A 12,585-nucleotide genomic window follows, 5' to 3' on the forward strand; every position below is an offset into this window, starting at 1 on the left:
CGAGGTGGCCGGCTGATGCCGGGGTCGCGCTTCCGGCGGCGCAGGCCGCAGGACCCGGGAGAGCCGGAGCGGCCGGCCGAGCACGTGGAGGTGCGGGGCGGCGGGGTCGGTGCCGGGGCCGACGTCGCCGGCAACGCCATCGGCCCGCGCAGCTCGGTGACGAACAACTTCAACTACTACGGGCCGGCGGAGTCCGACGCCCACCCCGGCGCCCCGGCGTCGTCGGGCACCGCGCCGCCGGCCGGCACCGCCCCTGACGAGCGCCGCTACCAGGTGTTCGTGAGCTCGACCAGCCTGGACCTGAAGCAGCACCGCGAGGCCGTCATCGACGAGCTGGTCAAGGAGGGGTACATCCCCTCCGGCATGGAACTGTTCGACGCGCGGGCGGAGGGCGCCTGGGAGGTCGTCGAGCGGGTGATCAACGACTGCGACTACCTCGTCCTCATCCTCGGAGCGCGGTACGGGGACGTCGGCGCGGGGACCGTCAGCTTCACGGAACGGGAGTACGACCACGCCCGCTCGCTGGACAAGCCCATCCTGGTGTTCGTCCACGCCGACCCCGTCGAACTGCACACGGACAGCTGGCAGCCGACGCCGGAGGACGCGCAGCGGCTGGCCGTCTTCCGCGAGAAGGTGCGGCGCGAGCGGCTCTGGAGGTCCTGGCGCACCGTCGCCGACCTGCGCAACGACGTCACCAGGGCGCTGCGGCTGGCCGTCCGGCACACTCCCCAGCCCGGCTGGGTCAAGGGCAATTCGATCGCGCACACCTTCTCCGCCGAATGGCAGAACCTGGTGGCCCCGGGGACGCAGATCGGTGTGGCCCGGATCAGCGTGGACGGGCAGGCCGGCAACGCCCTGAGCGAGAACCTCGGGAAGGCCTCGTCGATCGGGATCATGTCCACCAGCGGAAAACGGCTGATCGAGATCCAGACGCCCTACCTGACGAAGGCGCTCGCGGCCGGCTCCCGGATCCGCGTCCTGGTGCCGACGCCCGACGGGCAGTTCCTCGTCGACGTCGACGAGTCCGAGTCGCTGTGGGACCAGCGCTCGCCGATCGCGGCCGAGGTGCGCGAGGTGGAGGCCCGGCTGCGGTCGATCGTCCGCGAGGCAGGGGCGCGCAGCACGGCCGCCGGATCGATCGAGATCGGGTTCTTCACCACGCACCTGCGGTCCACGATGATTCTCTGCGACCGGACCTGGGGATGGGTCACGCTGACCCTGCCGCCGGCGCGGGCCCCGGAGACCCCGTCCCTGGAACTGCGCGGGACCCGGGACTTCGGTCTGATCGACGCCTGCTGGAAGCACTTCGACCGGACCTGGGCCATCGTCGAGGAGCGCGGCGAAGTGAGGACGATATCGTGAGGCGGTCTGCGATGGACTTACGTGACACGGCGGCCCTGTCCCCTGCCACGGAGCGGCGGTGGCGCGAGCGGCTCTCCACGGCCCAGGCCTTCATGCGGGCACGGCGCCACCTGCCGGGCGTGCTGATCGAGGTGGCGGCCCAGCACCCGCTGGCCGACCGGGCCGTGCCGGGCGAGGAGTTCGAGGCCCGGCTGCGGCGCGGCCACGAGCTCTACCGGGGCTACCTGGAGGCCGGGCGGCCGGTGGAGGTCTACGTGCCGGGCAGCCGCCACCGGCACCTCGGGGTGGAGGACGAGAACAGCCTCAGCCGGGCCGGCGGGGAGTTCCTGGAGAAGCTCGGCGTGCCGGCCCCGGCCGTGCGCGGCGACGACCTCAACGAGCGGTACAAGGGCGAGGCCGGCGTCTACGGCTCCGCCGACGAGTGCTTCGTCGCCGCCTCGTACTTCAGGGACGGCGGGTTCGGCACGCTCGTCTCGGTCTGCTCGCCGGCCCAGATGATGCGCAAGACCCTGCACTACCTGCAGTTCGGGGTCTACCCGCTGACCCACACGGCGCCGACGCCGGAGGGCTTCCACGACTTCCTCTACGAGCTCCTGGTCGCGGTGCCCGAGGTCATGGGCACCGACGACACGCTCCAGGACCCCGGCTCGGACGGCGCCGAGCGCCTGCGCTCCGACCGCCGTCCCTCGGCGGGCTGACACCCGCCGGAGGCGGAACGGCGGAGCGGGCGGCTGGAGCTGTGGGCTCCGGCCGCCCGTCCGCCGGTGGGGTCAGTCGGGGCCGGTGGTGAGGAGGAGGTCGCTGACGCGGTCGGGGCCGGAGGTGACGGTGACCCGGTAGAGACCCGGGCGGGGGAGGGTGACGGCGGCGACCAGGGTCGCGTCGCTGAGGAGCAGCCGGGGCGTGGCGACGGTCGCCCCGGTGGCCTCGTCGGTGATGCGGCAGGCGGCGTCGTCCGGTGACGCACCGTGCACCATGAGCGGCCAGGGCTGGCCCGGGACGGTCCTTTCGGGGAGGGACAGGCCGAGGCCCGGGCGCTGGAGGGCGTGGCTGACCGGGCGGGGCCGGACGTTGGCCGGCCGCCGGTCGGTGAGCACGGACCGGACGAGTTCCAGGACGTGCGGATCGGAGCAGAGGGTGCCGTGCCGGCCGGACACGAACAGCACGGCGTTCGAGGCGGAGGGCGCGGCGGCGTCGCGCGGGACGAGGCCGTCCCCGCCGCGGTCCCAGCGGACGGCCTCGCCGGACTCGCTCCGGTACGGGCGGCCGTCGTCGTGGGCGCGCGGTGCCGTCAGCACCGGTTCGAGGCCGTCCCCAGCCAACCGCAGGCCCTGCACGGTCGGTTGGCCGATGCCGACCACGGCGCGGGTGCGGGGGAGGAAGGCCGCGCGGGACTCCGCCGCCCGCGCCGCCATGGCGGCGGCGGCGAGCTCCGGATCGCCGCCGAGGCGGCGGACGTCGTCGAGGTCCAGCCGGCGCAGCGCGTCGTCGGTCTCGACGCAGCGGAAGGTCGGCAGCAGGTCGTACACCCCCGGCAGGGTGGCGGCCAGCCCGGACAGCGGGCGCGGGAGGAACCGGCGGCGGCCGACCAGCATCTCGGCGACCGCGGGGGTGCCGTGGAAGGGCGTGGCGATGGTGACCAGGTCGCGGGTGAGCGCCGCCAGCCGGGAATCGGCCGCCAGCGCCGCCCGGGCGACGAGTCCGCCGGTGGAGTGGGCGACGAAGACCAGCCGGGGCTCCTCGTCGGGCACCCCCGCCCGACGGCGGTGCGGGCTCGCGCGCCAGGCCGCCAGGTGGCGGTGGGCGGCCTCGGCCAGCAGACGCGCGTTCACCTCGGCGGAGAGCCGCCAGTCGTAGGGGAACGGCAGGACGGCGTCCTCGTGGAGGACGGTGGCGTGCAGGGCGTCCAGCAGGGGCTGGTAGGTCTCCAGGCCGCCGAGCGCCGAGAGCCAGGCCGGGGCGCGCAGCAGGCCGTCGGGGCGTAGGCGGCCGGTCCGGCCCGCCCGCTCGTCGGGGGTGACGCGCAGCGAGGAGTCGTCGGTGAGGCTCAGCCGGAGGAGGGTGGTGGGTCTGAGGTCGCCCCAGACGTGCCGGCCGGTTTCGGTGTCGAGGAGCGAACTGCCCATGTGGCCGGGGAGGAGGACGACGGCGTCGTGGGTGGTGTCGCGGGCGGGGGCGGAGGGCGAGGCGAAGTCCACCTCGTGCCGGAGGTTCTCCACCACGGCGTTGTTCAGGGCCTCGGCGTGCTTGCCTCCCGCGCCGAGGTAGGTGTTGACGGCGTCGCCGAAGTCCACGCTGGTGGGGGCGCGGCCTGAGGGGTCGGTGTCGGTCGCGGGCAGTGGAACGCTGACGCCGGTGGCCCTGGTGAAGTCGCGCAGCTCCTCCGGGGTGAGGGAATCGAGCAGGGCGGCATCACCTCCGTCGGAGAGGTCGAGGCCGGAATGCTGGGTGGTATAGGAGACCAACTCGGGCGCATCGTCGCCGAGTTCGGCGGCGATGAGTCGGATGATCTCGGGGTTCTGGGTGACATCGCGCTGGTCCAGATCACTGACGAGCGCGAGTGTACGGGCGCGGAGCTTTCGGGCGTCGGGTGAGTCGAGCGACCCGCTGTCCCGGTGCAGGCGCAGGAGTGCCGACATGATTCCGAGAGTGATCACCCTGTCCTCGATGGCCTCGGCCGCGAGGAGGGCCCGGTTGAGCAGCTCGTGGGCCGAGGCGAAGTCTCCTTGACTCCTGGCGCTTTGGGCGCGGGCCATGAACATGCCCGTCGCGGTGGTCGGGTCGGGCTCGGTGGTGAGAACGTCGTCGGCCAGGGCATCCACCTCGTCCCAACGCTGCAGGGTGGCGAGGGTCGAGATGCGCAGACCGACGATCCGGATGTGAGGGCGCTCTCCGAGGAGTGTCAGCACGTCCTCCGGGCGGTCGTCCAAGAGGAACTGGTCTCCGGCGCGCCTTGCCTGCCGAGCCCACGTCTCGTCGTCCGCCTGCGCCCGGAGTTCCGCGGGGGCGATGTTCCCCATCCGCTCGGCGAGGTAGACCTGCGAACAGGGCGGCAGCTCGTCGTTGGCCGGCTCCAGGAGCCGGCCCGCCTCCTCCTCCCACCGGGCGTCCAGGGTGGCGGTCGGCTCGCCCAGGGCGAGCCGGTGGTACAGCTCCTCGACCCGGTCGCCGGCGTCCTCGTAGTGGGCGGCCGCCCGCCGGTGGATCAGCTCCACGACCTCGGCGTGGTCGCGGCGGAGCAGTGGCAGCATGACGGCGCGCACGTCGGCCCGGTGGAGGACCGCGTCCTGCCCCGGTACCTCCTCGACGAGGGAGACCTCGTCCCGGAAGCGGTGGAACAGGCCCCACGCGCGATCCTCGTCCACGGCGCCGAGCCCGCACGGTTCGGCCAGGACGTGGCGGATGACCTCCGGTGTGACCTTCCGGACGATCAGGCCGGGGCTGGCGATGCGGCGCAGGTCCGGGTCCTCCAGGTGGTCGAGGATGCGCCGGTACAGCACGCCCTGGACGGTCTCGGCCTCCAGCTTCCGCCGGAGCTGGTCGTGCAGCGCCGGGTCCCGCAGGGCGTCGGCCTCGCGGCGGAGCAGGGCGGCGGCCAGCTTGAGGTTGAGCGGGCTCCGGCCGACGGTGTCGGTGACCAGGTCGAGTTCCTCGTCGGTGCGCCCGGCGAGTTCGGCGACCTGGCGGCGCAGGTAGTGGCGGGCCGTCGGCGGGTCGAAGCCTTCCAGCGGGAGGGAGCGGAAGCGGGGGTCGTCGACGGGCGCGCGGCCGGCGGCGATGACGCGCAGGTTCGGGCAGCTCCACCGCAGGTCGTCCAGGGCCTGCAGCAGGCGGCGCTGGGCGTACTGGCCGCGCCGCTGCACCCGCTCGAAGGTGTCGAGGACGAGCAGCGGCGCCCGGCCGCCGTGGTCGGTCCCGAAGGCCGCCAGGAAGGTGCCGACCCGGTGGAGCAGTACGTCGGTGTCGTGGCGGCGTGAGGTCCGGCGCCCGGAGGAGGAGCTGCGGTCCCGCTCCGACCGGAGGTCGGCGGCGACGGTGCGGCGGAGGGAGTGCTCCAGGGCGTCGGCCGGCTCGCGCATGGCCGGTGCCAGCAGGGCGACCTGGCGGACGGCTTCGGCCAGGACGGTGAGCGGGCGTTCCGGCGCCAGCTCGGGTCGCTCGAAGGTCAGGTAGACGTGGGCGACCGACTCCGCTCCGGCGCGGTCCAGGAGGAAGCGCGACAGCAGGGTGGACTTGCCGACGCCGCCCGGCCCGTGCACCAGGAGCCAGGGGGAGTAGCCGTTCTTGGCGTCGACGTAGTCGGTCAGCGTGCCGAGTTCGTCCTCCCGTCCGGTGAAGCTCTCGTCGGCGAGGGCCTGGAGCGGTTGCAGCAGCCGGGCCCGCTTGAGGTGGTGCTGCACCTCGTCGGCGGAGGGCAGGTCGAGTCCGTGGTCGGCGAGGGCGGCCCGGGCGCGGGGGGCGTCGCGGAACCAGCCGACCACGGTGAGGGCCGCGTACAGCTCGTCGAAGTGCTGTGCCTCCAGCGGCGGGTTCCGCGCGGCGAGGAACCGTTCGGCCCAGTCGCGTGCGGCGTCGCCCTCCGTACGGGGTGCGGCGGTGAGGGTGGCCAGCAGGCGTTCCGGACGGCCCAGGGTCTCGATGGTGTGGCTGCGGACCTCGGGGGTGAGCCGCCAGCGGCGGCCGTCCCGGGTGGTGACCCGTTCGCAGTCCTGGGTGAGGAAGTCCCGCAGGAGCGCGTCGGGTTCGGCCGCGTCCGCGCCCGGGGTGGTCGCCGCCAGGCTCTCGGCGGTGAACGCGCCCAGCAGGACGGTCCGTTCACGGTAGACGGCGTCGGGCATCGGGGCGAGGGTCTCGGTCACCGTCGTCAACATCCCTGGTAGAGGCCTCGGCCGAGGCCGGCGGCCGTGTGCTGGATCGCGGCGGTCAGGGGGAGCGGACCGTCGGGGAGGCAGCCGTCGTGGCCGGTCTCGCTCAGCACCTTGGCGGCGAGGCCGCGGGCGGTGTCGGCGTCGATCGGGCGGCCGGCTTCCGCCGCGACCGTCCGGAAGAAGTCGTGGAGGTCCTCGATGCCGATCGGGCCCAGCTGTTCCCGGGCGGTGTACCCCTCGACGTCCGGCGGCAGCCAGCCGTCGTAGGCGAGCAGCACGATCCGCAGCCGGTCCGCCATCTCCTCCTCGACCACCGCCCGCACCAGCCGGACGACCGCGCGCAGGGCGGGTTCGGTGAAGCGGACGGACTCCGAGTCGTCGAAGACGAGCCAGTGCCGGGGCTGCGCCGGGACGGACCGCCGCTCCTCCCGCATCCGGCCCCTGAGCTGGCTGACCAGCCGGTCGGCCTGCTGGTCCTCGGAGGAGTGGTGGTCGATCTGCACGCTCCACTCCCGGAACTCGTCGTTGAGGAAGCCGGTGAGTTCGGCCACCCGGACCGGCTCGGTGTACTCGCTCATCCGGATCCGGCAGGGGTGGATCCCCTGGCTCGCGAGCACGTGGTGGATGAGGAACCAGGTGAAGGTCCGGCCGGTCCGCGGACCGCCTTCGACGGTGAGCACGCGGTGGCCGCGGTCGAGGACCATCTCCCGCAGCCGGGAGCGGAGGGACGTCCGGTCGAAGAAGGCGCGCTGCCGGTCGTTGATCAGCCCGTGGCCGAACGGGTCGGTGGCCTCTCCGGCGGGTTGCGAGGTGCGCTGCTCGGCGAGCAGGTACGCGAACACCGGTGAGGCGGCCCGGGAGTTCGGGTCCTCGGCGACGACCTCGACGAGCCTGCGCAGCCGTCCGGTCGCCGCGGCCTTCTCGACGATGTCCGGCCAGACGTCGAGCATCGCCCCCTGCCAGGCGATCTCGGCCTCGGCGATGCCGGCGCGGGCGACGACCTGCCGGGCCGGCTGCGGGAGGCCGTACGTGTACATGAGGGCCCTGAGCAGTTCCCCGGCTCTGGGGTCCTCGTTCGGGAACGCGCGCAGGTCCAGCAGTGCCACCGGCTCACCTCACCCCGGCGGCGGCCAGGCCCTCGGCCACCCGCTCGATCCGGAGGCCCTCGTTGCGGAACTCCGAGGCGCTGAGCCGCTGCCCGATGCGGACGTGGCCCCGGTGCAGGGCGACCAGCCGCCAGCGCTCGTCGAAGACGGGGGCGCCGGAGGAGCCGTACTCGGTGTCGGTCCAGTACTGCACGACCTGCTCGTCCACGTGCCGGACGACGTTGTGCCGGGCGGCGAGCTTCTTCACCAGGCCGTGCGGGTGCTGGATGATGCAGACCCGGTCGCCCTCCGCGACGGTGGCCCGGTCGGGGATCGGCACCACCAGGGCGTCCTCGGGCAGGGGATCGGCGGCGCGGACCACGGCCCAGTCGCCCTCGGGCCGGCCGACGGCGGTGGCGGGGTCGCAGCGGACGGTGCGGTACCTGAGCTCCCGCCCGTCGAGGTCCTGCTCGTAGCCGAACCAGGCCTCGACCGCCTCGGCGGGCCGGCCGTCGGAGTACAGGACGTGGTGGTTGGTCAGCAGGAGGTCGGGCCCGATCCGGAAGGCGGTGCCGTAGCAGGCCTGGCCGTCGGCGTGGGTGACCAGCAGGCGGCAGACGGCGGTGGCGAGTTCGGCGCCGCGGCGCAGGAACGCGACGTCCTGGAACCCGGAGGCGCGGAAGATCTGGCGTTCCTGCTCGTCCGGGTCCCGGAAGGCGGCCCAGGTGCCCGCCGGGAGCTCCGGCTCGGGGGCGGGGAGCACGGGCCGGGCGGCGAGCAGTTCGCGGACGCGGGCGGCGAGCGCCTGGTCGGGGCCCGCGGCGATCCGGTCGAGCAGCGGGCGGAGCTTCTCCTGTTTCCGGGCGACGGTGATGAGGTCGAACCAGACCAGGGACATCGGCTGGTCCCAGTTGACCTCGGCCGGGGCGATGCCCGCCTGCTGGGCCAGCTCCAGCACCGGGTTGACCCGGAAGTGGACGGAGGCGAGCAGGTCGCGGAGTTCGACGGCGCCGGGGTCGGTCCACCGGAAGGGGTAGCTGTCCAGGAAGTGGGTCGTTCGCGGTGCGGGGTTCGTCGTCGCCATGCCCTGTGTGCTCGCTCGTCGGAGAGGGGGAAGTCGTGCTGCGAGGATCGTTACGGCTGGAAGGCCCAGTACGCGCCGTCCGGGTGCGGGACCCGGGCCAGCCCGTAGCGCTGGGACGGCCGGTGGCCGTGGCGCAGCAGCCCGTACAGGTCGGAGAGGACGGACCGGTGGTCGCCCGGGTAGGAGTGGCCCGTCAGGCCGGTGTCGAGCTCGGAGACGTCGACGGTGTCCAGGCCGGGCGCGACCACCACGCCCGGGCCGGCCTGGCCCGCCCGGGGGTGTTCGGCGAGGAGGCGGGAGGCGGCGAGCGCGCGGTCGTTGGCGGAGACGTAGAGGGTGCAGCCGCGCGCCTGGTTGATGATCCGGGGCACGAGCTGGCGGAACACCTCGGCGTCGACGTCGGGCGCGGTGAAGACGACCTGCCCGAGCCGGCCCGCGCCCTCGGGGAGCGCGGTGGTGTCCAGGTCGGCCAGCGCGTCGACGACCACCCGGTTGCCCATGCTGTGGGCGACGACGTGCAGTTCGTCGACGCCGGTGTCCGTCAGCACGTGCCGCAGGAACTCCTGGAAGTACGGGACGGCCCGGCGGGCGGCGTTGCCGTCGGCCGCGTAGTCGGTGACGGAGGCCTTGGACGGCCAGCTGTACAGCATGGGGAGGCCGGTAAAGTTCAGGTCGTAGGCGATCTGGGCGGCGCGGACGGCGGCATCGGCGAAGGAAACGTTGTAGCCGTGGACGAACACCAGTGCCGATCGGGGGGTTTCGCCGTCCTGGGGCGGGTGGTGGCCCCGGGCCCGCTCGGCGAACCCGGCGGCGGTGAGCGGGCTGACGTCGCCGAGCTGGGTGTCCCGGGCCGGGTTGGTGCGGAACCGCAGCCGCCACCAGCGGGGCTTCTCGACGGCGCCGATGCGGTGGTCGTCGGGGACGTTCACCAGGGCTTCCCCGTAGGACAGTTGGCCGCGGTCGCCGCCGTAGGCCGCGCTGGTGCCGTTCCCGCCGGCCGGCGCGCGGTCGGTGGCGTAGAGGACGGGGACGAGCAGTGAGCGCAGCGCCGTGCCCCAGGAGGGCGGGGGCGCGTCCGGGCCGAAACGCTCCTGGCCGTCGACGAGCGCGTCGAACGCGGCGACGAGGAGGTCGCCCAGAGGCGGGTAGGCCTCGAAGGCGGCGGCCACCGCCTGGGCGGCCTCCTCGACGGGATCGGCCCCGTCGGCCCCTTCGGTCCCGGCTGACGGCGCACCGCCGCGCGCGGTCTCCAGGGCGCGCAGCGCCACCAGGACCTCCGCCTCCAGGCGCTCGCGCTCGGCCTCGGACAGGCTGTCGGGCACCTTCGGCCAGACCCGGGCGACGGCCGGCTCCAGCACCTCCCACATGTCCACCATCGTCCCCCACCTGGCTTGTTCACGACGTACCCGACGGCGTGACAACGCGACAACACGTGTCGAACCGGATCGCTCGCATCATAGGTCGTGGAGGGCTACGCGCGGGCGGTTCGCCCAGGTCCGGTGCCGGATCGGGCCACTGTCACGAACGCGTACCGGGGAGAATCTGAGGATGTATCAGAAATCGGAGCACGCCTGACGGTTGACAGGGCCGCGTGTTAGCTTCCGATCGTGTCCCCATCAACTCCGCTCCCGCTCCCGCTGGCCTTCGACACCGCCGGCCTCGAACCGTTCGACGAGGGCCGGTGGTTCGTCCCGGACACCTGGAACGACGTGGTGGTGCTGAGCGTGCGCGAGGCGCTGCCGCCCGCCCCCGTCTGGCTGGACGGGATCGAGGCGCTGCGGGTGACCCTGGCGCGCGGCCACGCCGCGGCCGGCGGCTCGCTGCTGGAGGCGGCGGCGGTGTCGCTGGGCGGTGTTCCGGCGCTCTACACCCTGGTGTCCGAACGACTGCCCGGCTCCCGCACCGGCTTCCGGTTCCGGGGCTCGTTCCTGCTCGCCAGGTCGACCGTCACCGCCGTGCTGACCGGCCAGTTCCAGGAGTCGGGCGTCACCGGCGTCCGCGAGTCGATGGTGCGCCTCAGGCTCGACCCGGCGGGGACAGACAGCGGCGGCCACCCGTACGACCCGGAGCTGCCGTACGAGCGCAGCCACGCCGCCGACTGGGACCCGATGTTCCCGAGGCACGCCCTCTCGCTGGCCCGGGCCTGGGCCCGGACGGTGTGCCGGACGGCCGTGGTGGCACCGGCGTTCGCCGCGCTGCCGCCGTACCGGGCCGCCTGAGGTGTCCGGACCGGCCGTCGGGGTTCCGGCGCCCTGGTCGGTCGGCGAGGTGGTCGCCGACCAGTACCGGGTGCTGCGGGTGCACACCGAGGGCGGCATGGGCGTGGTCTACCGGGTGCGGCACCTGGAGTGGGACGTCGACCTGGCGGTGAAGTGCCCGCGCCCCGAGCTGTTCGGCACGCCGGCGCAGCAGGAGCGGTTCGTCCGGGAGGCCGAGACCTGGGTGTCGCTCGGTCTGCACCCGCACGTCTGCGGCTGTCACTACGTCCGCGTCCTGGACGGGCTGCCCCGGGTCTTCGCCGAGTATCTGCCGGGCGGCAGCCTGCGGGAGTGGATCGACGACCGGCGGCTCTACGCGGGCGGCCCGGCCGAGTCCACGGCCCGCATCCTGCGCCTGGCGGTGGAGACCGCCTGGGGGCTGCGGCACGCGCACGAACGCGGCCTGGTGCACCAGGACGTCAAGCCCGCCAACGTCCTGCTGGACCTGGACGGCACCGCCAAGGTCACCGACTTCGGGCTGGCCCAGGCGCGCGCCACGGGCGGTGAACGGGTGTCCGGCGGCGGGATGACCATGGCGTACGCCTCGCCGGAGCAGGCCAGGCGCGAACCGCTGGACCACCGCACCGACCTCTACAGCTTCGCGGTCTCGGTGGTGGAGCTGTTCACCGGCGAGGTGACCTGGCTGATGGGCCCGGTGGTCGGCGAGGCGCTGGCTTCCTACCGGTCGGGTGGCGGTCGCGGGCCCGGGTCGTACGGCCCGACCGGGCGTCCGGAAGCGGCCGGCCCGCCGCCGCTGCCGGAGCCGGTCGCCGAGCTGCTGGCCCGCTGCCTGCGCGAGCGCCCGGCCGACCGGCCCGCCTCGATGGCCGAGGTGGCCGACGAACTCGCCGACATCCACCTTCAGTTGACGGGCCGGGCGATCGACCGCGGCGAGCCGCGCGAGGCCGAGCTGCGCGCCGACGAGCTCAACAACCGGGCCGTCTCGATGCTGGACCTGGGCCGCGCCCCGGAGGCCGAAGCAGCCTTCGGCGCGGCCCTGGCCGCCGACCCGCGCCACCCGGAGGCCACCTACAACTCCGGTCTGATGCGCTGGCGGCAGGGCGGCCTCACCGACGAGGACCTGCTCGCCGCCCTGGACGCGGCCAGGGCGGACGGCGGCGCCGCGCGGCTGGGGCCGCTGATCGACGCGGTGCAGCGCGAACGCGGCGCCGTCGGCCCCGCCGCCGAGCCGACCAGCTGGACCGTGCCCTGGTACGAGTACGAGCGCTGGACGGATTCGCCCTGGGACGGTGGCCGGACCCGGCGGGCGGCACCCGACATCGAGATCCGGCCCACCCCCGACGGCCGGCTGGCGCTCACGGCCTGCGACGGCACCGTCAAGCTCTGGGAGGTGGCCACCGGCCGGTGCCTGCGGGAGCTGGACGAGCTGCGGCACACGGTGGACCTCGACGCCGACGGACGGCGGGCCGTGGGCGTCGGCTCCGACGGCCTGGTCCGGCTGTTCGACCTCGGCGACGGCCGCTGCCTGCGGGTCTTCACCCCGTACTACCGGTCCGGCAGCACCACCGTCCGCTCGCTGCGGCTGCTCGCCGAGGCGGGCCTGGTGGTCGGCGGCACCAGCGACGGCACGGTCCTGGGCTGGGAGCTGACGACCGGCCGGGCCCGCTTCATCCTGGACGGCTTCTCGGGCGGCACCGTAGAGGCGACGCCGGACGGCCGGCTGCTGGTCTTCGACGGCCCCGAGGGAGTGGTCGCGGTGCGCGATCCAGCTGGCGCCGGTGAACAGACCCCGCTGCTGGAACGCCGCTACGCGCACGAACCGTGCTGCCTCAGCCGGGACGGCCGCACCGTGGCCGCCGCCGTCGGCGACCGGCTCCGGGTGCACGGCCCGGGCCCCGACGCGGAGATCGCCGCCGGCCACGGCGCCGGGCACCGCCTCGCCCTGAGCCCCGACGGGCGGCTGCTGG

8 protein-coding genes are annotated in these 12,585 nt (G+C 74.2%); 4 read left to right on the plus strand and 4 right to left on the minus strand.

Translation table 11 applies throughout. The annotated features are described in order from the left end of the window. Window positions 1-1,362: DUF4062 domain-containing protein (locus AE652_RS21895; RefSeq protein WP_234348476.1), on the plus strand; the 1,362-nt coding region annotated here is incomplete at its 5' end. Between the two features lie 11 nt (window positions 1,363-1,373). Then, entirely contained in the window at window positions 1,374-2,060 is a 687-nt protein-coding gene (locus AE652_RS21900; protein WP_049654128.1) for a hypothetical protein, read from the plus strand. Between the two features lie 72 nt (window positions 2,061-2,132). Here AE652_RS21900 and AE652_RS44150 read toward each other — a convergent pair whose 3' ends face one another. The 4 genes from AE652_RS44150 to AE652_RS21920 are packed head-to-tail and all read right to left on the minus strand — an operon-like array spanning window position 2,133 to window position 9,775. Next, window positions 2,133-6,221, minus strand: a complete 4,089-nt coding sequence (locus AE652_RS44150; protein ID WP_049654130.1) for an AAA family ATPase — start codon at window positions 6,219-6,221, stop codon at window positions 2,133-2,135. 5 nt (window positions 6,222-6,226) lie between these two features. After that, window positions 6,227-7,336, minus strand: coding sequence for an effector-associated domain EAD1-containing protein (locus tag AE652_RS21910; protein WP_049654132.1), 1,110 nt, complete (start codon window positions 7,334-7,336; stop codon window positions 6,227-6,229). A gap of 4 nt (window positions 7,337-7,340) precedes the next feature. Further along, window positions 7,341-8,399, minus strand: a complete 1,059-nt coding sequence (locus tag AE652_RS21915; RefSeq protein ID WP_049654134.1) for a trypsin-like peptidase domain-containing protein — start codon at window positions 8,397-8,399, stop codon at window positions 7,341-7,343. Between the two features lie 50 nt (window positions 8,400-8,449). Further along, entirely contained in the window at window positions 8,450-9,775 is a 1,326-nt protein-coding gene (locus AE652_RS21920) for an alpha/beta hydrolase (protein WP_049654135.1), read from the minus strand. A gap of 231 nt (window positions 9,776-10,006) precedes the next feature. Here AE652_RS21920 and AE652_RS21925 point away from each other — a divergent pair, with 231 nt between their 5' ends. Next, the gene (locus AE652_RS21925) at window positions 10,007-10,618 is read left to right on the plus strand and encodes a hypothetical protein (RefSeq protein ID WP_049654137.1); all 612 of its coding nucleotides are present in this window, start codon (window positions 10,007-10,009) and stop codon (window positions 10,616-10,618) included. A 1-nt stretch (window position 10,619) separates the two neighbouring features. Next, window positions 10,620-12,585 (plus strand): WD40 repeat domain-containing serine/threonine protein kinase (locus tag AE652_RS47425; RefSeq protein ID WP_049654140.1); only part of this gene is annotated, 1,966 nt, incomplete at its 3' end.

The organism is Kitasatospora sp. MY 5-36, assembly GCF_001182915.1.
In the GTDB taxonomy this organism is placed as follows: domain Bacteria; phylum Actinomycetota; class Actinomycetes; order Streptomycetales; family Streptomycetaceae; genus Kitasatospora.